Here is a 23,064-nt window from a genome sequence, read left to right as displayed (position 1 = left end):
AACGACAACGAGGAATCGCTATGCGACTGCGCGGCAAGACGGCGCTGATCACGGCGGCCGGTCAGGGTATCGGGCGTGCCACGGCCGAGCGCTTCGCTGCCGAGGGCGCCAGGGTAATCGCCACCGACATCGATGCGGCTAAGCTTGACGACCTGGCGGCCGTCGACGGCATCGAGACCCGCCGCCTGGACATGCTCGACTCGGCCGCCGTCGAGGCCATTGCCGACGAACTGCCTCCGCTGCAGGTGCTGTTCAACTGTGCCGGCTTTGTCGCCAGCGGCTCGCTGCTCGATGGTAGCGACACCGACTGGGAGCTCTCGCTGGCCCTCAACGTGACCGCCATGATGCGCCTGACCCGCGCCCTGCTGCCCGGCATGCTCGCACAGGGTGGCGGCAGTATCATCAACATGGCTTCGGTGGCCTCCAGCCTCAAGGGCGTACCCAACCGTTGCGCCTACGGCACTACCAAGGCCGCGGTGCTCGGCTTGACCAAGTCGATCGCCGCCGATTACATCGCCCAGGGCATTCGCTGCAACGCCATCTGTCCCGGCACCGTGGATTCGCCCTCGCTGCGTCAGCGCATTCGCGACCAGGCCCATCGACAGGGCCGATCCGAGGCCGAGGTACATGCCGAATTCCTCGCCCGCCAGCCGCTTGGACGGCTCGGCACGGCACAGGAGATCGCCGCCCTGGCCACCTATCTCGCCGCGGACGAATCCGCCTATACCACCGGCACCGCCCAGATCATCGATGGCGGCTGGCTGATCTGAATCCGAGCCGCGCTCGGGCTGAATGAATAACCAGGAGATGAGACGACATGAAACTGCTGCGCTTCGGTCCCAAGGGCCACGAAAAACCCGGCCTGCTCGACGCCGATGGCGTGATTCGCGACCTCTCGGCGCATATCGACGACCTGCATGGGCACCACCTGGGGCAAGGCAGCCTGGCGGAGCTCGCCAGGCTCGATCCCGCGCGCCTGCCGGAAGTCCCCGCCGATACCCGGCTCGGCCCCTGCGTGGGACGCGTGGGCAAGTTCATCTGCATCGGCCTCAACTACTCCGACCACGCCGCCGAGACCGGCGCCGAGGTACCGCCCGAGCCGGTCGTGTTCAACAAGTGGACCAGCGCCATCTGCGGCCCCAACGACGACGTCATCATCCCCCGCGCTTCACAGAAGACCGACTGGGAGGTCGAGCTAGGTGTGGTCATCGGCAAGCGGGCGCGCTACGTCGAAGAAGCCGCCGCCATCGAGCACGTGGCGGGCTACTGCGTGGTCAACGACGTCTCCGAGCGCGAGTTCCAGCTCGAGCGCAGCGGCACCTGGGACAAGGGCAAGGGCTGCGATACCTTCGGCCCGCTGGGCCCCTGGCTGGTCACGACGGACGAAGTGCCCGACCCACACGACTTGGCGATGTGGCTGGAAGTGGACGGTCATCGCTACCAGGACGGCTCCACCCGCACCATGGTCTATCGCATTCCGTTCCTCGTCAGTTACCTGAGCCGATTCATGACGCTCGAGCCGGGCGACGTCATCTCCACCGGCACTCCGCCGGGCGTGGGCATGGGCCAGAAGCCACCGGTCTACCTGAAACCCGGCCAGCAGATGCGCCTCGGCGTCGAAGGCCTGGGCACCCAGACCCAGCACGTCGTCGCCGATCCGGCAACGCCTCCCGAGGCATGAGCCCATTTCCCCGGAGCCCGAGATGAGCGACACCATTGCCAGCAGCAGCGGCCAATTGGCGACTCTGCGCGTTCATGCCGCCGACAATGTGCGCGTGGCCCTCAAGGACCTGCCGGCCGGCACCCGGGTCGTCGACGACGGTCGCGAGCTGCGGCTGACGGAGCCGGTCCGCCACAAGCACAAGTTCAGCCTCGCAGACCTGGCGACCGGCGATGCCGTGATCATGTACGGTGTCACCGTGGGGCGAGCGACGTCCCCCATCCCCGCCGGCACCGCCATCAGTGTCGCCAACACCGAGCACAGCACCGCTTCCACCACACCGCAGGCCAGGCGTAGCCAGTGGCACGCTCCGGACGTAACGGCCTTTGACGGCGCCACCTTCGAGGGATTTCATCGCCCCGACGGCAAGGTCGGCACGGCCAACGTGTGGCTGGTGGTGCCGCTGGTGTTCTGCGAGAACCGCAACATCGAGGTGCTGCGCCAGTGCGTCGCCGATGCCTTGGGCGAAGACCCCTACCGCGACTACAAGCGCATGGCCCGCGAGCTGCTGCACGGCAAGCGCGACGAAGCGCGCGAGACCGCGGCCGTCGAACGCCTGTTTCCCAACGTCGATGGCGTCCGCTTTCTCTCCCATACCCTGGGCTGCGGCGGCACCGACGACGACGCCCAGGCCCTTTGCCAGCTGCTGGCGGGCTACATCTGCCACCCCAACGTGGCCGGCGCCACGGTACTCAGCCTGGGCTGCCAGAAGGCGCAGATCGAGATGCTCAAGGCCGCCGTGGCCGAGCGCGATCCCCAAGGACTGCGCCCGGTCCACTACCTGGAACAACAGGCCAGCACCAGCGAAGAAGCATTGATTCGCGAGGCCCTGACCACCATCTTCGATGGCTTGGCCGTAGCCGACCGCATCGAGCGCACGCCTGCCCCGCTATCGGCGCTCACGCTCGGGGTGGAGTGCGGTGGTTCCGACGGCTTCTCGGGGCTTTCGGCCAACCCGCTGGTGGGAGCGGTGGTCGACCGCCTGGTGGCCTTGGGCGGCAGCGGCATGCTCAGCGAGTTCCCCGAGCTGTGCGGCGTCGAACACGAGCTGATGGCCCGCTGCCGCGACGACAGCGTGGCCGAGCGCTTCCGCGCCTTGATGGAAGCCTATCAACGGCACGCCGCGCAGGTAGGCGCCGATTTCTCGATGAACCCTTCACCCGGCAACATCCGAGACGGCTTGATCACCGATGCCATGAAATCCGCCGGGGCGGCCAAGAAAGGCGGCGACAGTCCGGTAGTAGACGTACTCGACTACACTGAACCGCAATCGCGTGTGGGCCTCAGCCTGCTCTGCACCCCGGGCAACGACGTCGAATCCACCACCGCACTGGCCGGCTCCGGCGCCAACCTGATCCTGTTCACCACGGGACTGGGCACGCCCACCGGCAACCCCATCACCCCGGTGCTGAAGATCGCCAGCAACAGCGAACTGGCGGCGCGCATGGCGGACGTCATCGACTTCGATGCCGGGCCGATCATTCGCGGCGAGGCGAGCATCGACGAGCTCGCCGAGCGACTGCTGCAGCTCTGCATCGACACCGCCTCGGGCCGCTACCGGCCCCACGCGGTGCGCCTGGCGCAGTATGATTTCATACCCTGGAAGCGCGGCGTTTCTTTATAGTGGTATAACGTGGCTGCGCTCGGCCAGACGGCGTTAAAAATCGGCTCAAGGTACTCATTTACAGCTTGTAAACTCGTACGCGAGCCCGGTCCGTCCTTTCGCCGATTTTTGCCTTGCGACCCACAGGGATGTGGGAAGTGCGTTGGTCCGTAGGGAACGGGCCTAGCCCTGGCCTTCGCTCGCCTACGTTCTCTAGGTATGCGATTCACCTAGATGCAGCCGATAGTCAGTCGGCAAGGCGCTTCTTGAGCTTCATATAGGTTCCGTAGTGGCGGTCGAGGTGGCGCCGCATCGCCGCCTCGGCGGCATCGGGGTCGCCCGACTCGATGGCCGCGACGATCGCCTCGTGGGCCGAGAGTGCCGCCTTGTCCTCGTCCTTCTGCTGCAACACCTGGGCGCGACGGTCGTCGAGCCACTCCGAGAGCGCCACATGAATGGCATCGAAGACGGGATTGCGGCCGATGCTCGCCAGCACGCCGTGGAAATCGTTGTCCGAGCGCTTGAAGCGTGCCTCGTCGCCGATGGCGTCGCGGTTGTCGGCCAAGGCATCGCGCAGGCGCTTAAGGTCCTCCTCGCCGGCATGCAGGGCTGCATAGCGCGCCAGCGATATCTCGAACATGGCCCGGGCTTCCTGGAAGTACTGCTGGCCATCGGGCTTGGACAGCAACTGGCGGGTAACGCCGGAGAGCCGCGCCATGACCGCCTCAGCGGTGGGTCGAATCACCCGGGCGCGGGTACCGCTGTTGATGGCGATCAGCCCGAGCTGCTGCAGGTGGAATAGCGCCTCGCGTACCGCCGGGCGGCCAACGCCGAACTGCTCCATCAGTTCCCGCTCCGAGGGCAGTTGATCGTTCTCCTTCAGCCGGCCTTCGAGAATCTCCGCCTCGAGCTGTTCGGCCACTTGCTCGGACAGCGTCTTGCGCTCCACCTTGTATCGACTCATGCAATGCAACTCCTGGCCAGCCAATCCGGGCCCTCACGGCCCCGCCTTTATGGTACTGCATCCTCAGCGCCGAACGGGACGCTAAATCAGCGCAGGGATCGAGAGCCGCTCGGCCAGCTCGGCATATGCCGCCACGTTGGCCGGGTCGAGTGGAATACCCTCCTTGTCGCGGTGCGCCTGGCAGCGCCACTCGCGATCGCCAGGCGCCAGCACTTCTTCACCCTCCAAGGCGGGCTGCGCACGTAGATCCTCAAGGTAATCCAGCATGCCGCGATCGTAGATCTCGCGCTCGATGAAGGCATCGGGACGCATGACCAGGAAAAAATGCCCGACACCACGCGGCGTGCTCATGTCATCGCCACTCATCGCCAGCAAGCGAAAGCCATGCACCATTCCCGTCAGGGTGGCACTTAGCACTTCGGCCATGCCGGCGAGCCCCGCCCCCTTGAAGCCGAAGTCGGCACCTCCCAGCGGCAGCAGCGAAGCGGCACGGGAGGCATCGGTCGTGAGCCGGCCTGCCGCGTCGACGACCACGTTGGGCGGCAGCTCGCGTCCGATGGCGGCGTACTGCTGCACGCGATTCCAGGGAATGGCACTGGTCGCCATGTCGAGCAGGTAAGGCGGCTGGTCCGGCACCGGCGCGGCAAAGGCAATGGGATTGGTGCCGTGGAACGGGCCCTGCCCGTGGTGCAGGCTGACCAGGGCGTCGGCGGTGCAGGTCGCGAGCCCCACGTAGCCACGCCGGGCCGCCGCCAGGGCATAGCAGCCCGCCGCCCCGAAGTGCGAGGAGCGGCCCACGGCCACCGCACCGATGCCGACCTCGTCGGCCAGGGAGATGGCGTGATCGATAGCGACATACCCGGCCCGGTGGCCGAAGCCATCGCCGGCATCGAGATAGCCGGTTCCCGCCAGACGCCGGGTGAAGCGCATGTCCGCCTGCGGCCTGATGCGCCCGCCTTGCACGGCATTGACGTAGTGCGGCAGCAGGCGCAGGCCATGGCTGTCGGTGCCCATGCGCGAGGCGGTCACCAGCGCATCGGCAACCGCCTCGCAAGTGGCCTCGTCGACCTCACAGCGAGCCAGGGCTTGGCGCATGAAGGTAGACAGGGCTTCGGCCGACACCCGGGCGGCGGGCTCGTAGGTACGGGACATCGGGTCTCCTCAGCAAGCGAATCAGCGATAGACGAGAGTCGGCAGCCACATGGAAATGGCCGGAATGAAGGTGACCAGCAACAGTGCCAGCACCAGCGGCACCAGGAACGGCAGCGTGCCGCGCATGCACTTCTCGAAGGAGATGTTAGAAACCCGAGAAAGCACGTAGAGCACCATGCCCACCGGCGGCGTCAGCAGACCGATCATCAGGTTGAGCACCATGATCACGCCGAAGTGCACCGGATCGACCCCGGCGGCGACCGCCAGCGGCAGCAGCACCGGCACCAGGATGGTGATGGCGGCGATGGTCTCCATGAAGCATCCGACCACGAGGAGGACCAGGTTGGCGAACAACAGCACGGCAAACTGGCTGTCCGAGAATGGCCCCATCAGCGCCACCACGTGCTGGGTCACCTGATTGCTGGTAAGAATCCAGGCAAAGATTGAGGCACCGGCAACGATGAACAGGATGATCGCGGTGGTCTCGATGGTCTCCATGCTGACCTTCAGCAGACGTCGCCAGGTCAGGGTACGGTAGACCACGGTACCCAGCAGCAAGGCATAGATCACCGCCGCAATGGCTGCCTCGGTGGGAGTAAAGGCCCCGGTGATGATTCCTCCGACGATGATCACCGGCGTCATCAGCGAGAGGAACGCGCGCTTGGCGGCAACCCCCAGGAAACCCAGCGAGAAGCTGGCATCCCGCGGGTAGCCGCGGCGGCGAGCAAGCCAGGTGATCATCACCATCAGGACCACCCCCATCAGCAGCCCGGGAATCAGACCGGCAGCGAACAGCTGACCCACCGAGGTGGAAGCCATCACGCCATAGATCACCATCGGCAGGCTCGGTGGAATGATCGGTCCGATGGTCGACGAGGCCGCGGTGATACCGACCGCGAACTCCTGATCATAGCCGGCGTCGCGCATGGCCTTGATCTCGATGGTACCGAGCCCGCCGGCATCGGCCACCGCCGCTCCCGACATGCCGGAGAACACGATACTGGCACCGACGTTGACGTGGCCGAGACCGCCGCGCATCCAGCCCATCAACGCCTTGGCAAAATCGAAGATGCGGGTGGTGATACCACCGTTATTCATCAGGTTGCCCGCCAGGATGAAGAACGGAATCGCCAGCAGCGGAAAGCTGTCGACTCCGTTGATCATGCGATGGGCGACGACCACATCGGGCACCCGCCCGGTGAGGTAGACATACATCAGGCAGGAACCGGCCAGGGCAATGGCGATGGGAATGCCCAGCAGCAGCATGGTAAAGAGGCTGGCGAAGAGAAAGCCGAGGTAATATCCCTGCAGGGCCAGAAACAGGCACAGCCCAACGGCAGTCGCGGCAATGATCGGCGGAACCAGCGGGCCGCGTCGGCTGGGGGTCATGGGCGCACTCCGGGACGTGTCATCGTGATAGCGGGTCATTGCGCGTCGTCATCCGTAAACAGCAGCTCGCTGGTACCCTCTCGCCAGTGGCGCACGGCGACCTGAATGGCACGCAGCAGCATCAGCACGAAGCCGGCGAACACCACGTAATAGAGGTAGCTCTTGGGAATATCCACCGACACCATCATGGAGTGGGTACGAGCGGCGAGCTGATAGCTGATCCAGCAGCCGCCGACGAGAAACACGATGCGGGCCAGATCGACCAGAGTGGCCATGACCCGCCCTGTCGTTCCGGGCAAGTAGCGGTAGAAGAACTCCACCGCAATGTGCGAATTCTTCCTGACCGCCATGGCGCTGCCCAGAAAGCCCACCATGATCAGGAAATAGCGTGCCATCTCTTCCGTCCAGGCAATGGAATCGCCCAGCACGTAGCGGCTGAAGAACTGCAAGAAGACGATGACCAGCAGGACCCAGAACAGCGCCAGGGTGACGTAGTCCTCGACGGCATAATCCCGGAACTCGAAGCTGTCCAGTTCCTCGGCCTCGATCGAGCCCAGCTCCTGCCCAGGCGGGAAACGCTCATCCGACATGACGACCTCCTACGGCCTCCATGCCGCCAGGGGCATGGAGGCTTCAGCGTTGGCAGACGAGCGCTTACTGGCCGAGGGCCTGCAGCCGGTCGTAGGTTTCCTGGTCCCAGGTCGCCGCCTCGCCGTTATGGTGCGGCATGACGGCTTCACGGAACGGCCCGGTATCCACCTCATTGACCGTGGTGCCCTGCTCCTCGAACCAGGCCACCAGATCCTGCTCCTGCTGCTGGATGTCCTGGGTGATCTTCTCGCCCGCCTCTTGGTAAACCTCACGGAAAATCTCGCGGTCCTCTTCGGAGAGTCGGTTCCACAGCGGGCCGCCGGCAATGGTGATCAGCGAATCGGTAATGTGGCCGGTGAGGTTGATATAGTCCTGCACCTCGTGGAACGCCTTGGCGCGAATGGTCGGCAGCGGGTTCTCCTGGGCTTCGACCACGCCCTGCTGCAGGGCCAGATAAACCTCGGCGAAGGCGATCGGCGTGGGGTTGGCGCCCACCGCCTCGGGAAACATCATGTACATCGGTGCGTTGGGCACACGAATCTTGAGCCCCTCCATGTCCGCCGGCTCGTTGATCGGCTTGTTCGAGGTGGTATGGCGGCGACCGTAGTAGTTCATCGCTAGCGGCACGTTGCCGGTCTCGTCCTGGTAGCCCTGGGCTATCTCCTTGAACAGGTCGCTGTCGGCGTAGGTCTGCCAGTGGTCGAAATCGCGGAACATGTAGGGCGCCCCGGCAATGCCGATGGGGCCGTAGAAGCGGCCGGCGAACTGGTTACCGGTATAAATCAGATCGACGGTACCCAGGCCCAGTCCTTCGTTGATGTCGGCCTCCTTGCCCAGCGAGGAGGCAGGGTGCACCTCGATGGTGTAGCGCCCGTCGGTGCGTGCCTCGATCTCGTCCGCCGCCCACAGGGCCCATTCATGATAGGGCTCGGATGTCTCGTAGACGTGAGCGAAGGTAAGAGACTCGGCAGCTGCGACACCGGCGGCGCTCATACCCGTGACCAGCAGCGTGGTCGACAGCCAACGATTCCACTGGCGGTTGCTCTGTTTGACCATCTTGTTGTTCTCCCTCGTGAGCGGTGCCTTCAACGGCGGTTGCCGCCTACGGCGGATGGATTGTTGTATACGTGTCATACCATCATAAGGAAACCTAGTTCCTCGCTTCGCGTGCTGCAACCGAGAGGTCAGGCTTTCGACGAATGTCTAATGCCAGCAAGCAACGTGACGAGCAGATCCTCAGGACCGAAGCCCCCCGCCTTGGTCATGACCGGCCGACCGGCATCGCCGTTGACATGACCCAGCGGAACACCCGGGCACCACTCTCCTGCAAGCTCGATGTACTCGCCGCCGAGTCGCTCCAGCACGGCCAAGGCAATATCGCCTCCGCAGAGGAACAGCAGGACGCCCCGCTCTTTCCCGCCCGCCGCGGCGACAGCATTCGCCATGCCCGCCGCGACTGCCTCGGCGTTCGTCGCCCGATCCGCGAGCACTCCCGGCACGATGATGCACTCGCGGCGGACATCAGCGTCGCGTACCGGACCGAAGGCAGGCCGGCAGGGAACTTCAGGGAACGTCGCGCGCAACATTTCGAGCTGGCGGCAGCTACGAGGTGACCGCGAACCCACCGCGAACAACGTACGTACCGGCTCGGGCAGCGCGAACGTCCGCGACGCTGTCGCCGTGCACCGGGTCAGCGCCAGACTCCGGGCCAATGCCTGAGTCAGGCCTGCCGCACAGACCGGCAACCACTCGCCAGGCGCTTCGAGAAGCTGCTCGGCAAGGAGCATCAATGTTGCGTCGTTCGTGGCATCGACGACGCAATCCGTCACCGGTAGTGGCCGACCCGTCTCGACAACGTGACGCACCAGCGAAACGTCATCCACGGCAAAGCCGCGGTCCAGCGGCCCTGTCAACGGTGGCGACAAGGCATCCCGCGCGTAGGCGGTCGCCGAAAGCGGCTCTCCCTCGACCCACACTTCGCCCCCCTGCACGCAGCGGCCCTGGCTCGGTACCGCTGGGCACACCAGCAAGCGCCGGCCGGTGAGGCGACGTAGGGCAAGAGATTCCGCTACCACCTGCCCACGCAGCGTGGAATCCACCTTCTTGATCAGCAGCCGTGGGCGCAGCTCGAGCAGCCGTTCGGCGGCCTCCTCGACCCGTCGGGCGGCAGCGTCACGACCGAGATGCCGCGACCCGGTATTGACTGCCACCACCCGTGACGGCCCTCCGCTCGCCGACAGAGCGGCCCCAAGTCCCTCCAGCGTCACCGCCACCCGCGCAGTCATGCCGCGCTCGGCGAACGGCGCGGCAGTGTCGAGCGCCCCGGTCAGGTCATCGGCAACGATGGCGATGTCACAGCCTGCGCTCACGCGACAGCGCCCTGCTTTGCCAGGCGACGCGCATAGGCGATGGCCGCGCCCAGGTTGGTGGCATCCGCCTTGCCCTGCCAGGCAATGTCGAAGGCCGTACCGTGATCCACCGAAGTACGCCGGATCGGGAGCCCCAGGCTGACGTTGACCGTGGTATCGAAGGCGATCAGCTTCACCGGGATGTGGCCCTGATCGTGATACTGCGCCACCACCAGGTCGAACTCGCCGCGGGAGGCACGGTAGAACACCGTGTCGGCCGAGATCGGCCCATGCACGTCGAAACCCCGCTCGCGCAGCGCACGCACGGCCGGCGCGATGATCCGATCGTCCTCGTCACCGAAAATGCCTCCCTCGCCGCAATGGGGGTTGAGGCCGGCCACGGCGATGCGCGGCGATGCGATGCCCATGGCCACCAAGTGCTCGTGGCCCACCTCCACGGTAGCGGCAATGCGTTCCGGCGTAACCCGCTCGATCGCCTCGCGCAGCGACACGTGAGTGGACACGTGCAGCGTCGAGAGCCGCTCCGAAGCCAGCAGCATGAACGAGGACGGCGCCCCCGTAAGCGCCGCCAGCATGCCGGTGTGGCCATCATAGTAGTGGCCGGCCTCGTGCAGCGCCGCCTTGTTCAACGGCGCGGTGACGATCACCTTCGCTCGTCCCGCCTGCACCAGTGCCACCGCGCGCTCGACGCAGCGAAAGGCCAGGTCGCCGGCAGCGGCGCCGATACGGCCATCGGCTACCGATTGCCCCTCTGCCACGCTCACCTCGGCCACCGCCACGCGGCCATCACCAGGTACGGCCTGCTCCAGCGGAACGAAGTCTGGCGCCGCATCGATCAGGCCAGCGGCACGGCGATAGATCGCGAGGTCGCCGACCAGCAGCACCCCGTCTCGCTCGGCGGTCGACATGCCCGCCACGGCCTGACAGATGATTTCCGGTCCGATGCCTGCGGGGTCGCCCATGGTGATGGCGAGATCAAACTCGCGGCGTGCCGCGGCATGCGACGTTGACGTCTCCCTCATGGCATCAACTGCCCTCCGTTGACCTCCAGAATCTGCCCGGTCACGTAGCCGCTCATGCGATCGGTGCCCAGGAACACATAAGCCCCGACGCACTCGTCGGCGGCACCGGTACGCCCCATGGGTATGGAAGCGGATACCGCAGCCAGCTGCTCCTCGGTGGAGTGGCGTTCGTGGAAATCGGTGAGAATGACCCCCGGCGCCACGGCATTGACACGGATCTTGTCGTCCATCAGCTCCTTGGCCATGTTGCGAGTCAGCGTGCTGACGAAGCCCTTGGCCGAAGCGTAGAGCCCCGCGCCCGGCCCGCCACCGTTGCGCGCCGCGATCGACGAGGTATGAATGATGTTGCCCCTGCCGGCACGCTGGAAGTGCGGCAGCGCCGCCTGGGACACCATCACCACCGAACGGGCGTTGAGATCCATCACGCGGTCGTAGTGGGCATCGTCGATCTCGCCCAGGGTGACGCGCCCCAGCATGTCGCCGGCGTTGTTGATCAGCAGGTCCAGTCCGCCCAGTTGCTCTGCGGCTTCGTCGACGACACGCCGGGCCTCCGCGGAGCGGCTCACGTCCCCCTTGACGACCACCGCCTGGCCGCCTGCGTTACGGATGTCTGCCGCCACCGCCTCGGCCTTGTCGGCACTGGCATGGTAGTGCACGGCAACACTGGCCCCCAGTGCACCCAGCTGGCGCGCCACGGCCGCGCCGATGCCACGGCTGGCGCCGGTAATCAGCACGCGCTTGCCTTTCCACTCATCGAACATGAATCTCTCCCTTGTTGGCTTGGTTGCTTGTGATGGCTTGGTTGCTGGTGATGATTTGATAGCTTGTCGTGACTTGCCTTCGGCAGATGCGCTCGCCTGTCGACCCGGCTTGGCACCTTGCGCTAGAGTGACATTGACTTGGCATACCTGTCATACAAGTCGACACCAACAACAGCATAGACGAGTCCCGGCAAGGAGGCAGCATGACCACCATCACGCAGGTCCAGGTCCACGACATCCGCTTTCCCACCTCGCGCAACCTCGACGGTTCGGACGCCATGAACGCCGCGCCGGACTACTCGGCCACCTACGTCATCCTGCAAGTCGACGATGACAATACGGAGGGGCACGGCCTCACCTTCACCATCGGCCGCGGCAACGAGATCGTGGTGGCGGCCGTCAAGGCACTGGCGCATCTCGTCGAGGGCCGTACGCTGGCCTCGATTACCGCCGACATGAGCGCGTTCTGGCGCGAGATCACCGGCGACAGCCAGCTACGCTGGATCGGCCCCGACAAGGGTGCCATCCACCTGGCTACCGCGGCGCTGGTCAACGCGGTGTGGGACCTGTGGGCCAAGCGCGAGGGTAAGCCCGTGTGGAAGCTGCTGGTCGACATGACGCCCGAGCAGCTGGTGCGCTGCCTGGACTTCCGCTTCGTCACCGATGCCCTCACCCCCGAGGAGGCCATCGCGCTGCTGCGCCGTAAGCAGTCAGGCAAGGCAGAGCGCGAAGCCGAGATGCGCCGCGACGGCTTTCCCGCCTATACCACCTCGGCCGGCTGGCTCGGCTACCCCGACGACAAGGTGCGCCGCCTGGCCCGCGAGGCGCTCGCCGAGGGCTGGACACACTTCAAGCAGAAGATCGGCGGCGACCTGGAGGAGGACATTCGCCGTGCCGCCCTGCTGCGCGAGGAGATCGGCTGGGACAACGTCCTGATGATGGATGCCAACCAGGTCTGGGAAGTCGACGAGACGGTCGCCAAGATGCGCCGCCTGGCCGAATTCGATCCGCTATGGATCGAGGAGCCCACCAGCCCCGACGACGTCCTCGGGCACGCCGAGATCCGCCACCGCGTCGCGCCCATCGGCGTGGCAACCGGCGAGCACTGCCACAACAAGGTGATGTTCAAGCAGTTCTTCCAGGCCGACGCGCTCGACTACTGCCAGCTTGATGCCGCGCGCCTGGGCGGGCTCAACGAGGTGATCCTGGTGGCGCTGATGGCCGCCAAGTTCGGCGTGCCGGTCTGTCCGCATGCCGGCGGTGTTGGCCTGTGCGAGTATGTACAGCACATCTCGCTGTTCGACTACATCGCCGTGTCGGGCAGCCTTGAGGGACGCGTGCTGGAATACGTCGATCACCTGCACGAGCATTTCGTCGACCCCGTAGTCGTCGAGCGCGGGCGCTATCGGGTGCCCGAGGCGCCGGGCTACAGTATCACCATGCACGAAGCGTCGCTGGCCCGGCACCGCTTTCCGGACGGCGCCGCCTGGCAGGAGGAGCGCTGAATGGAGCGAAACGACTTTCTCGACGCACTCGCCACGCACCTGGGCGAACGCGGCCTACTGCGCGAGCCCGACGACATGACCCGCTACGTGGCCGACTGGGCCGGCGACCGACTCGGCATGCCGCTAGCGGTCGCACGCCCCGCCTCCACTGAGGAGGTCGTCGACACGGTTCGCCTGTGCCGTGAACACGGCGTGCCCATGGTGCCCCAGGGCGGCCACAGCGGGCTGGTCGCGGGCGCCTTGCCCGCTGCCGAGGGCAACGAGCTCGTCATCAGCCTCGAGCGCATGAACCGCGTTCGCGCCATTGATCCGATCAACTTCACCATGACTGTGGATGCCGGCTGCATTCTGGAAAACGTCAAGCAGGCCGCGGCCGAGCATGAATGCGAATTTCCGCTCGCGCTAGGCGCCCAGGGCAGCTGCCAGATCGGGGGGAACATCGCCACCAATGCCGGTGGGCTCAACGTACTGCGCTACGGCATGATGCGCCAGCTGGTGCTGGGGCTCGAGGTGGTGCTGCCGGACGGGCGCCTGTGGAATGGCATGACCGAGCTGCACAAGGACAACCGCGGCTACCCCCTCAAGCAGCTGTTCCTCGGCAGCGAAGGCACGCTCGGGATCGTTACCGGCGCCGTGCTCAAGCTCTCGCCCCGCGCTACCCAGGCCCGCACGGCGCTGCTCGGCCTGCCCTCACTGGAGGCGGTGATCGAACTCTACGGTCTTGCGCGGCGCGACTGCAGTGACCTGCTCAGCGCCTTTGAGCTGATCCCGCGCCGCTGCATCGAACTCGCCATGGAAGCTACCTCATCTCTCAGCGACCCGCTGGAAGAACCGTACCCCTGGTATGTACTGATGGAAGTCACCGCCAGCGGGCCCCTGGACCTTGGCGCCATGCTCGAGCACCTGCTGGAACAGGGCATGGCCCGCGAACTGGTGCTCGATGGTGCTCTGGCGTCGAGCGAAGGCCAGTCGGCACAGCTATGGCAGTTTCGCGAGAGTATGCTGGAGGGCCAGCGCCGCCGCGGCGAGCACCTGCGCACCGACATCTCGATACCCATCTCGGCGATACCCGCTTTCGTCGACGAGGCCAGCCGTATCGTGATGGAGGCGTCCCCCGACTGCGAGATCATCGCCTACGGCCACGTCGGGGACGGCAACCTGCACTTCAACATCCTGCCTCCCCGGGCCATGGCCGAGAGCGAAAAGCGCCCACACCTGCATGAGCTGGAGTCACGGCTGTTCGAGGCACTCGACGGCTTCGGCGGCAGCATCAGTGCCGAACACGGCATCGGCCGGACCAAGCAAGCCGCCTACCTCTCCCAGCTTTCGCCGGTGGAACGCGAACTGGCCGAAGGCATCAAGACCCTGTTCGATCCCGCGGGGCTGATGAACCCCGGGCGCATCCTGCCGCCGCGGGACTGAGGGCTGCATCTGAGAGCTGCATCCGCCTGGCGCCACGACTACAGTGCAATAGGAAATCCACGGCCAGAGGAAGGTCGATGAAACGCCATGCTGCCTTTATAGCCCCCGCCCTGCTGTCGTCCTGCCTTGGCGTCACCGCCACGCAGGCACTCGCCGAATGCGAACCAAGCGAGGAGCAGCAGGCCATGCTCGAAAGGGTTAACCAGGCGCGCAGCGAAGCACGCCAGTGCGGCAATGAGGAGCATGCCGCCGCCGAGCCGCTGGAATGGAACTGCCGCCTGGCCGAGGCGGCCAAGGCCCATTCGACGGCCATGGCTGAAAAGGAATTCTTCAGCCATACCGGCGCGGACGACGAAGGCGTCGCCTCACGCGTCAGCGAAACCGGCTACACATGGATGGCCGTAGGGGAAAACATCGCCGCCGGCCAGGCCGAGGTCGAAGCCGTGATGCAGGGCTGGCTCGACAGCCCGGGGCACTGCGCCAACATCATGAGCGACGAGTTCACCGAAATGGGAGCCGCCTCGGTCGAGGCCGAAGGCTCGCGCTACTCGCCGTACTGGACACAAGTATTCGCACGGCCGCGATAGCCGCTGTAGCACTCCGCTCAGGTCTGCTCCGATACGTAGAGCGCCCGAGCCCTTTCGAGGTGAGCCCGCATCTCCGCAACCGCCCCAGCCTCATCATGGCGGCGAATTGCCTCGAGAATTCGCTGGTGCTCTTCGAGGGTAATGTGCTCGTTGCCTTTCCAATGCAGCATCGACGTATGGAAGTGCGCCAGCCAATCGAGCATGGCGCGACTCACCGCAATGAAGATCGGGTTGCCTGTGGTCTCGGCGATGGCCTGATGGAAGGCCATGTCGGCCTTGATGAAGGCCCCGGCATCGCGATTCAGTTCACGCCGCTGTCGCTCCACCAGCTCCTCCAGGTGCGCGAGATCCGACTCCTCGGCGGTTCTCGCTGCGCGCGCCACCATGCCCAGCTCGAAGAACGTACGAGCCTCCTTGAGGTGCTCGAGCGACTGCGGCGAGCTCGACAGCATGTGCATGGCTGTGAGTTCGATTTGTGACAGCAGGCCTTCGGCCGTCGGGGCCAACACCCGTGGCCGCTGGCCATGCTGGATCGCCACCAGGCCCAGGCGTTCGAGCGACTGCATCGCCTCGCGTATCGCCGGCCGTCCCACCCCGAACATCTCCATCAATTCCCGCTCCGAGGGCAGGTGATCGCCAGGCGTGTAGTCGCCATTCAGCAGCATGGCATATAGCCGATCGAAGACGTCATCGGACAGCTTGCGACGGCTGATCTTCAAGGCATCACTCATGGATCGTTGACCTTTCTTAGGCGGCAGCAGGAGCGCAGCTTACGCATCGACGACAAAAATCGATAGCACTCCTGCGACCATCGTCGTATTTGACAGAGACAGGTGATTATCATGTCATTATACCAGTTGCTCGGCAATTTTCCCTTTTCGGATGCCATGCCCTGACCCAAGCAGAACCAGAGAGGAATCCTCATGACCACCATCGCGTTGATCGGTGCCGGCGGCAAGATGGGCTTCCGCCTGTCCCGCAACCTCAAGCCCTCGCCCTTCGAGGTCCGCCACGTGGAGGTCAGCGAGGCCGGCCGCACCCGTCTCAAGGAGGAGCTGGGCATCGATTGCGTCGACACCGAGCAGGCGGTGCCCGGTGCCGACGTCGTCATTCTTGCCGTTCCCGACACGCTGATCGGCAAGATCTCGCAGCAGCTTTCGCCGCTGATGGAGAGCGGCACCATGCTGATCACCCTGGATGCCGCGGCCCCCTTCGCCGGTCACCTGCCCGAGCGCGAGGACCTGGTGTACTTCGTCAGCCACCCCTGCCACCCATCGATCTTCAACGACGAGACCGAGCTTGAAGCCAAGCGCGACTATTTCGGTGGCTACAAGGCCACCCAGCATATCGTCAGCGCCTTGATGCAGGGCCCCGAGGAGAGCTACGCCCTGGGCGAGGAGGTGGCACGAACCATCTACGCCCCCGTGGGCCGCTCCCATCGGGTCAGCGTCGAGCAGATGGCGCTGCTCGAGCCGGGCCTCTCCGAAACCGTCTGCGCCACTCTGCTGGCCGTCATGCGCGAGGCCATGGACGAGGTGGTGAATCGCGGCGTCCCCGAGGAATGCGCCCGTGACTTCCTGCTCGGCCACATGAACATCCTCGGCGCGGTGATCTTCGACGTGCAGCCCGGCGCATTCTCCGACGCCTGCAACAAGGCCATCGAGAACGGCAAGCCGATGCTGATGCGCGACGACTGGAAGCGCGTATTCGAACCCGACGAGATCGCCGACAGCATCCGCCTGATCACCTGACCGAGGTCGACTCATGAGCGATCGTATCCAGGCCAGCTACCTGATCGAGACCCCCTACCCGCTGGAGCGCGCCGCCGAGGTGATGGCGGGCGAACAGTCCTGCGGCACCTTCACCCGCCTGGCCAGCGAGACCGATGCGCTGCGCGAGGCGCACGGCGCGAGGGTCGAGCGCATCGAGCCGCTGGAGAGCGTCGATTCGCCTTCGCTGCCCTTGCCACCGCCACCGGCCTCGGCCGGCACGCCGGCCTACCGGCGGGCCCGGGTCACGCTTTCCTGGCCGCTCGCCAACATGGGAACGTCACTGCCCACCCTCGTCGCCACGGTGGCCGGCAACCTGTTCGAGCTCAAGGAGTTCTCGGCGCTGAAGTTGCTCGACCTGACGCTGCCGCCCCCCTTCGCCGCGGCCTACCCGGGCCCACAGTTCGGCGTGACCGGCACCCGCGAGTTGACCGGCATTTCCGAACGACCGCTGATCGGCACCATCATCAAGCCCAGCGTGGGGTTGTCGCCGACGGCCACCGCCGAGGTGGTGCGCGAACTGGTGGCAGGCGGCATCGACTTCATCAAGGACGACGAGCTGCAGGCCAACGGCCCGCACAACCCGCTCGAAGCGCGGGTCGACGCCGTGATGCCGGTAATCCGCGAGCATGCCGAGCGCACCGGGCGCAAGGTGATGTACGCCTTCAACATTACCGGCGAAGCCGACGACATGCGCCGGCACCATGACTACGTGGTCGCCGCCGGTGGCAGCTGCGTGATGGTCGCCCTGAATGCCGTTGGCCTTGCCGGCGTGACCCAACTGCGCCGCCACTGCCAGGTGGCACTGCATGGGCACCGCGCCGGCTGGGGAATCTTCAGCCGCTCGCCTCACCTGGGCATGAGCTTCGTGGCCTACCAGAAGCTGTGGCGCCTGGCCGGGGTCGACCATATCCACGTCAACGGCCTGCGCAACAAGTTCAGCGAGGAGGACGCCAGCGTGATCGCCAGCGCCCGCACCTGCCTGACGCCGATGTTCGACCCACCCGCGCCGGGCTGCGAGGTGATGCCGGTGTTCTCCTCCGGCCAGACCGCCGACCAGGCCGCCGACACCTATGCCGCCATCGCCAGCAGCGACCTGATCTTCTGCGCCGGCGGCGGCATCATGGCTCACCCAGACGGCATCGGCGCCGGGGTGCACAGCCTGCGCCAGGCCTGGGAGGCCGCCGTGGCCGGAATCGATGTCGACGCCTACGCCCGCAATCATCGTGAGCTGGCCCGCGCCCTGGAGACCTTCCGCCGATGAGTCCAACCGATACCGCACCGCTGATCGCCTACTACGGCGACGACCTGACCGGCTCCACCGACGTCATGGAGGCCTTGAGCAGCCAGGGCGTCGACACCGTGCTGTTCACCGCCCCTCCCGATGACGCCCAGTTGGCGCGCTTCCGCCACTGCCGGGCCATCGGCCTGGCCGGCACCAGCCGCAGCGAATCACCGGCCTGGATGGATCGCCACCTGACCCCGGCCCTGGCCTGGCTGCGCGAGCGCGGCGCAGCGCTGTGCCACTACAAGACCTGCTCGACCTTCGACAGCGCCCCTCAGGTCGGCAGCATCGGGCGCGCGCTGGAAATCGGCCGTCACCTCCACGACCAGGGCTGCGTGCCGATCGTGGTCGGCGCACCGCAGCTGCGTCGCTACACCGCCTTTGGCCAGCTGTTTGCCGCCGCCCAAGGCGAGGTGTACCGCATCGACCGCCATCCGATCATGTCGCGGCACCCGGTAACGCCTATGCACGAGGCCGACCTGCGCCGTCACCTGGCTGCGCAGACCGATCTCGACATCGGCCTGATCGACCTGGTGACGCTGGCCAGCGACGAGCTCGACGCACGGGTCGAGGCTGCCCGCACCCGACATGCCGCGCTGCTCTACGACGTGATGGACTCATCCAGCCAGGCGGCGGTCGGACGCCAGCTATGGCGTACTCGTGTACCGGGAGGAAGTTTCATAGTCGGCTCCTCGGGCGTCGAATATGCCCTGCTCGCCGAATGGCGTCGCCTGGGACTGATCGAGGCCACCCCCAGCGCCGCATCCAACAATTTTTTCTCCAACCCTGGCCCGGTGGAGCGCATCGCGGTGGTCTCGGGAAGCTGCTCCGAGACCACCGCACGACAGATCCGCTGGGCCGCAGGGAACGGTTTCGAAGGCATACGGGTGGATGCAGCGCGGCTGGCGGACGATCACCAGGCCGACGCAGAACTCGACGCGGCCCGCGAGCAGGCCCTGGCGGCGCTCGCGGCGAAGCGCAGCGTCATCGTCTACACCGCACTGGGCCCAGACAACGGCCTGGCCAAGCTTTCCGGAGAAGAGAGTGCGCATGCCATCGGCCGGTGCTTGGGTCGGCTGTTGCGCGACCTGGTATCCAGCCAGGGGCTGTCCCGCGTGGTGGTTGCCGGAGGCGACACCTCGAGCCATGCCATTCAGGAACTTGGCATCCAGGCGCTGACCACCTGCCTGCCGCTGCCCCAGACACCGGGCTCACCGCTGTGCACCGCACACAGCAACGACCCCGCCTTCGACGGCCTGCAGATCGCCTTCAAAGGCGGCCAGGTCGGTGACGATGCCTACTTCGGAAGGATCCGAGACGCTGAACTGGGCTGACAACGTGGCGCCGGCCATGCCAGCGCCCATCCACCACTCAAGACTCGCCCAGCAAGCTCACCAGTTCAGGCGTCAACCGTTCGCCGTAACCGCGTGCGTTGATGTCGCGATACAGCGCGTCGATAGCCTCAGCAACGCCGCGGGCCGCACCCAGGTCTTCGGCCATGGCATGGTAGTAGCCGACATCCTTGAGCGAGTTGGCCAGGCTGAAGCGAAAGCCCGAAGGATCATCGGCGACGATGAAGGGACGCAGGCGTTCGAGCACCACCCCACCGCCACCGCCGTTGCCCAGCACCTCGAGGAACACGGCGTCGTCGATGCCGGCACGGCGCGAGGCCGCCGCAGCCTCGGCGAGCACCGCGGTGAAACCCAGCGACACGAAATTGTGCAGCAGCTTGAGCTTGTGGCCCGAACCTACCGGCCCACCGTACGTGATGTGCTCGGAGAAACTTTCTAACAACGGCCGAAGCTCATGGAACAGTTCGTCGGAGGCGCCGACGATCAGGTTGAGACGCCCTTCGGCAGCCTCCTTGGGAGTGCGCGTCATGGCGGCGTCCATGAAGCGGCCGCCGGCCTCGGCAAGACGCGCGGCGATCGCCTCGGTGGAGCGCGGGATAGCCGTCGAGCAGTCGACGACCACGGCACCGCCCGGCAGGCCCTCGAGCACGCCGCCGGCATCGAACAGCACGCTCTCCACCTGGGGCGTACCGGTTACACAAAGAATCACGACTTCGGCGTCAGCGGCGACCTCCCGGGCACTGGCTCGAGATTCGGCACCGGCTGCCAGCAGATCGTCGACCGGCTGGTTGCCGGGATGGTCGAGAAAACTCAGCCGGTGGCCGGCGCGGAGTAGGCTCGCGGCGATGCCATGGCCCATCAGCCCCACGCCGACCATGCCGACCCGATAGGTCTTGCTCATCTCGTATCTCCTCCAGTGGTAAGCGTTTCGGTCCAACACCTAGCGGTGTTAGCTGCTGGGCTAGCCCAACCCTACTGCATCAGGCTTCATCCAACGCCCCGGCGATAGCACGCCCCAGGGTCTCGGTGGTACCGCTGCCCTTGAGGTCCGGGGTCAATACCGCCGGGTCGCCCTGCGCCAGCACCGTCTCGATGGCGTTCAAGATCGCCGCCCCGGCCTCGGCCTCACCCAGGTGTTCGAGCATCATGGCGCCGCACCAGATCTGGCCGATAGGGTTGGCGATGCCCTTGCCGGCGATATCCGGAGCGCTGCCGTGAACCGGCTCAAACAGGCTCGGATACTGGCGCGTCGGATTGATATTGCCGGAGGGAGCAATGCCGATGGTGCCGGTACAGGCCGGCCCAAGGTCGGAGAGGATGTCGCCAAACAGGTTGCTGGCCACCACCACGTCGAACCAGTCGGGATGCAGCACGAAATGGGCCGTGAGTATGTCGATGTGATACTGGTCGACCTCGACATCAGGATAGTTCGCCTTCATTGCCGCCACCCGCTCGTTCCAGTACGGCATCGAGATCGACAGGCCGTTGGACTTGGTGGCCGAGGTGAGCTTCTTTCTCGGCCGCGAACGGGCCAGCTCGAAGGCGTACGCCAGCACCCGGTCGACCCCAGTGCGAGTCATCAGCGTCTCCTGCAGCACCACCTCGCGGTCGGTGCCTTCGAAGGCGCGCCCACCGAGCCGCGAGTACTCGCCCTCGGTGTTCTCGCGTACCACCAGGAAGTCGATGTCGCCGGGCTCGCGACCTCGGAGCGGACTCTCGATGCCCGGCATCAGCCGGCACGGCCGTAGGTTGACGTACTGGTCGAAGGCACGCCGGAACTTGAGCAGCGAACCCCAGGCCGAAACATGATCGGGCACCGTATCGGGCCAGCCCACAGCACCGAAGAAGATGGCGTCGAAGCGTGTCAGGGTCTCGTACCAGTCGTTCGGCAGCATGTCGCCGTGTTCCATGTAGTAGGCGCAACTGGCGAAGTCGAAGTGTTCGAACTCCAGCGGCAAGTCGAAGCGCCGCGCCGCCACCTCTAGCACTCGCAAGCCTTGGGGCACGACCTCCAGGCCGATGCCGTCCCCTGCCAGTACCGCGATCTTATGGGTCATCTCTACCTCCCGGTTGGCTCAGTCTTTCGGTTGGGATGCATCAGCCGTGGCGAATCGCCACCGTCTTGATCCGTGTGTAGCTCTTGAGGCCCTCAAAGCCCTTCTCGCGGCCATGGCCGGAGCGGCCGACGCCACCGAACGGCAGCTCGATGCCGCCCGCGGCGCCGTAGTTGTTGACGAATACCTGGCCGCTGCGCACGCCCTTGGCCATGCGCAGCTGACGACCGCCGTCGCGGGTCCAGACCCCCGCGCAGAGGCCAAAGTCGGTACCGTTGGCCAACGCCAGCGCCTCGGCCTCGTCATCGAAGAATTGCACGGCCAGCACGGGCCCGAACAGCTCCTCACGCAGCACCGCGTGTCCCTCGGGGATGTCGCTCAGTACCTGAGGCACCACGAAGTGGCCGCCCGCCGGCGCCCCCTCCGCCAACCGACCGCTCGCCAGGGTACGGATTCCATCGGCACGGGCCGCCTCCAGGCGGCTCTCCAGCTTGGCCTTCTGCCGGGCATTGATCAGCGGCCCGCAGTCGGCATCCGCCTCGCCGGCATCGCAGCACAGGGTCTCGAAGCGCTCGGCCAGGCGCTCCAGCACCACCTCGGCGATGTCACGCTGCACCAGCAGACGGCTCCCCGCGGAGCAGGTCTGGCCGGCATTCTGAATGATGCCGCGCACCACGAAGGGCAATGCCTCGTCCAGGTCCGCATCGGCAAACAGGATCTGAGGCGACTTTCCACCCAGCTCCATGGTCACGGGCACGTGATGCACTGCCGCGGCCTGGGTCACCAGGGTGCCGGTTTCCGGCGAGCCGGTGAACGAGAGGTGATCGATACCGGGGTGCGCCGCCAGCGCCGCCCCTGCCTCCCGGCCCAGCCCCGGCACCACGTTGAGAACGCCAGGCGGCAGCCCCTGCTCCAGTGCCAGCTCGGCCAGGCGCAGCACGCTCAGGCAGGCGTCTTCGGCGGGCTTGAGCACGACGGTATTGCCCGCCGCCAGCGCCGCCGCCACGCAACGCCCGAAGATCTGGGCGGGGTAGTTCCAGGGAATGATCTGGGCGCAGACCCCATAAGGCTCGCGCAGGGTCATCACGGCGAAATCATTCTCGAACGGAATCGTCTCGCCGTGCAGCTTGTCGGCAGCCCCGCCATAGAAGCGGAAGTAACGGGCACAGGCGGTGATGTCGCCACGCGCCTGGGTCATCGGCTTGCCGGTGTCGATGCACTCTAGCGCAGAAAGCCGTTCATGGTCGGCGTCGATGGCTGCCGCAAATGCCAGCAGCCATTCACTACGCCGGCGGGCGTTCCAGCTCACCCAGCCCCCCAATCGCCCGGAGAAAGCCTGCCTGGCGGCCTGGACGGCCGCATCGACCTCCTCCGCCTGGCAACGCGCGATCCGCGTTATCGCCTCACCGCGTGCCGGCGCCTCGACCTCGATCGTGGCCTGGGTCGTCACCCACTCCCCGCCGATCAAGGCCTGGCTACGGGGCATGTCATCTTGTTGTGGCATTGCTTGTTCTCCCAG

General features: G+C 65.9%; 21 protein-coding genes. 9 read left to right on the top strand and 12 right to left on the bottom strand.

What is annotated here, in order from left to right:
- The first annotated feature begins 20 nt into the window (after positions 1–20).
- The 3 genes from HNO53_RS09590 to HNO53_RS09580 are packed head-to-tail and all read left to right on the top strand — an operon-like array spanning position 21 to position 3,344.
- Entirely contained in the window at positions 21–770 is a 750-nt protein-coding gene (locus HNO53_RS09590; protein WP_209478137.1) for an SDR family oxidoreductase, read from the top strand.
- A 47-nt stretch (positions 771–817) separates the two neighbouring features.
- Positions 818–1,681: a fumarylacetoacetate hydrolase family protein gene (locus HNO53_RS09585; RefSeq protein WP_209478135.1), complete on the top strand. Its 864-nt coding sequence runs from the start codon at positions 818–820 to the stop codon at positions 1,679–1,681.
- Positions 1,682–1,703: 22 nt separating this feature from the next.
- Positions 1,704–3,344 carry a UxaA family hydrolase gene (locus HNO53_RS09580; RefSeq protein WP_209478133.1) on the top strand — a complete coding sequence of 547 codons (1,641 nt, stop codon included), beginning with the start codon at positions 1,704–1,706 and terminating at the stop codon, positions 3,342–3,344.
- Positions 3,345–3,570: 226 nt separating this feature from the next.
- Here HNO53_RS09580 and nanR (HNO53_RS09575) read toward each other — a convergent pair whose 3' ends face one another.
- The 8 genes from nanR (HNO53_RS09575) to HNO53_RS09540 form a co-directional block, all read right to left on the bottom strand.
- The gene (gene nanR / locus HNO53_RS09575) at positions 3,571–4,287 is read right to left on the bottom strand and encodes a transcriptional regulator NanR (protein WP_209478131.1); all 717 of its coding nucleotides are present in this window, start codon (positions 4,285–4,287) and stop codon (positions 3,571–3,573) included.
- 81 nt (positions 4,288–4,368) lie between these two features.
- Entirely contained in the window at positions 4,369–5,439 is a 1,071-nt protein-coding gene (locus HNO53_RS09570) for an Ldh family oxidoreductase (RefSeq protein ID WP_209478130.1), read from the bottom strand.
- 21 nt (positions 5,440–5,460) lie between these two features.
- Positions 5,461–6,828, bottom strand: coding sequence for a TRAP transporter large permease (locus HNO53_RS09565; RefSeq protein WP_209478128.1), 1,368 nt, complete (start codon positions 6,826–6,828; stop codon positions 5,461–5,463).
- 35 nt (positions 6,829–6,863) lie between these two features.
- On the bottom strand, positions 6,864–7,418 hold the full coding sequence (locus tag HNO53_RS09560) for a TRAP transporter small permease (protein WP_209478126.1): 555 nt from the start codon (positions 7,416–7,418) through the stop codon (positions 6,864–6,866).
- A gap of 64 nt (positions 7,419–7,482) precedes the next feature.
- The gene (locus HNO53_RS09555) at positions 7,483–8,475 is read right to left on the bottom strand and encodes a sialic acid TRAP transporter substrate-binding protein SiaP (protein WP_209478124.1); all 993 of its coding nucleotides are present in this window, start codon (positions 8,473–8,475) and stop codon (positions 7,483–7,485) included.
- 128 nt (positions 8,476–8,603) lie between these two features.
- Entirely contained in the window at positions 8,604–9,788 is a 1,185-nt protein-coding gene (locus tag HNO53_RS09550; protein ID WP_209478122.1) for a four-carbon acid sugar kinase family protein, read from the bottom strand.
- Positions 9,785–10,810: a 4-hydroxythreonine-4-phosphate dehydrogenase PdxA gene (gene pdxA, locus HNO53_RS09545; protein ID WP_242597599.1), complete on the bottom strand. Its 1,026-nt coding sequence runs from the start codon at positions 10,808–10,810 to the stop codon at positions 9,785–9,787. The genes HNO53_RS09550 and pdxA overlap by 4 nt, the downstream gene beginning before the upstream one ends.
- The gene (locus HNO53_RS09540) at positions 10,807–11,571 is read right to left on the bottom strand and encodes an SDR family NAD(P)-dependent oxidoreductase (RefSeq protein WP_209478121.1); all 765 of its coding nucleotides are present in this window, start codon (positions 11,569–11,571) and stop codon (positions 10,807–10,809) included. The genes pdxA and HNO53_RS09540 overlap by 4 nt, the downstream gene beginning before the upstream one ends.
- 203 nt (positions 11,572–11,774) lie before the next feature.
- On the opposite strand from HNO53_RS09540, the gene HNO53_RS09535 reads away from it, so the two are divergent.
- The 3 genes from HNO53_RS09535 (at position 11,775) to HNO53_RS09525 (ending at position 15,085) form a co-directional block, all read left to right on the top strand.
- Entirely contained in the window at positions 11,775–13,076 is a 1,302-nt protein-coding gene (locus HNO53_RS09535) for an L-fuconate dehydratase (protein WP_209478119.1), read from the top strand.
- Positions 13,077–14,498, top strand: a complete 1,422-nt coding sequence (locus HNO53_RS09530; RefSeq protein ID WP_209478117.1) for an FAD-binding oxidoreductase — start codon at positions 13,077–13,079, stop codon at positions 14,496–14,498.
- 77 nt (positions 14,499–14,575) lie between these two features.
- A complete protein-coding gene (locus HNO53_RS09525; RefSeq protein WP_209478115.1) occupies positions 14,576–15,085 on the top strand; it encodes a CAP domain-containing protein in 510 nt (169 codons plus the stop codon).
- Positions 15,086–15,102: 17 nt separating this feature from the next.
- Here the strand turns inward: HNO53_RS09525 and nanR (HNO53_RS09520) are convergent, their stop codons facing one another.
- Positions 15,103–15,816 (bottom strand): transcriptional regulator NanR, encoded by a 714-nt coding sequence (gene nanR / locus HNO53_RS09520; RefSeq protein ID WP_209478113.1) that lies wholly within the window; start codon positions 15,814–15,816, stop codon positions 15,103–15,105.
- Positions 15,817–16,008: 192 nt separating this feature from the next.
- Between nanR (HNO53_RS09520) and HNO53_RS09515 the strand changes: the two genes are divergently transcribed.
- The 3 genes from HNO53_RS09515 to HNO53_RS09505 are packed head-to-tail and all read left to right on the top strand — an operon-like array spanning position 16,009 to position 19,473.
- The gene (locus HNO53_RS09515) at positions 16,009–16,836 is read left to right on the top strand and encodes a phosphogluconate dehydrogenase C-terminal domain-containing protein (protein WP_209478111.1); all 828 of its coding nucleotides are present in this window, start codon (positions 16,009–16,011) and stop codon (positions 16,834–16,836) included.
- A 13-nt stretch (positions 16,837–16,849) separates the two neighbouring features.
- The gene (locus tag HNO53_RS09510; RefSeq protein WP_209478109.1) at positions 16,850–18,118 is read left to right on the top strand and encodes a ribulose-bisphosphate carboxylase large subunit family protein; all 1,269 of its coding nucleotides are present in this window, start codon (positions 16,850–16,852) and stop codon (positions 18,116–18,118) included.
- Positions 18,115–19,473: a four-carbon acid sugar kinase family protein gene (locus HNO53_RS09505; RefSeq protein ID WP_209478107.1), complete on the top strand. Its 1,359-nt coding sequence runs from the start codon at positions 18,115–18,117 to the stop codon at positions 19,471–19,473. The genes HNO53_RS09510 and HNO53_RS09505 overlap by 4 nt, the downstream gene beginning before the upstream one ends.
- A gap of 37 nt (positions 19,474–19,510) precedes the next feature.
- Here HNO53_RS09505 and HNO53_RS09500 read toward each other — a convergent pair whose 3' ends face one another.
- The 3 genes from HNO53_RS09500 to HNO53_RS09490 form a co-directional block, all read right to left on the bottom strand.
- Positions 19,511–20,392: an NAD(P)-dependent oxidoreductase gene (locus HNO53_RS09500; protein ID WP_209478106.1), complete on the bottom strand. Its 882-nt coding sequence runs from the start codon at positions 20,390–20,392 to the stop codon at positions 19,511–19,513.
- Between the two features lie 79 nt (positions 20,393–20,471).
- The gene (locus tag HNO53_RS09495; protein WP_209478105.1) at positions 20,472–21,548 is read right to left on the bottom strand and encodes a tartrate dehydrogenase; all 1,077 of its coding nucleotides are present in this window, start codon (positions 21,546–21,548) and stop codon (positions 20,472–20,474) included.
- 40 nt (positions 21,549–21,588) lie between these two features.
- Positions 21,589–23,049 carry an aldehyde dehydrogenase family protein gene (locus tag HNO53_RS09490; RefSeq protein WP_209478104.1) on the bottom strand — a complete coding sequence of 487 codons (1,461 nt, stop codon included), beginning with the start codon at positions 23,047–23,049 and terminating at the stop codon, positions 21,589–21,591.
- Positions 23,050–23,064: the final 15 nt, after the last annotated feature.

The sequence above is a fragment of the Billgrantia antri genome, assembly GCF_017868935.1.
In the GTDB taxonomy this organism is placed as follows: Bacteria; Pseudomonadota; Gammaproteobacteria; order Pseudomonadales; family Halomonadaceae; genus Halomonas; species Halomonas antri.
Note: the sequence above shows the minus strand (reverse complement) of the source record. Positions and strands in the feature narration are given on the sequence as shown.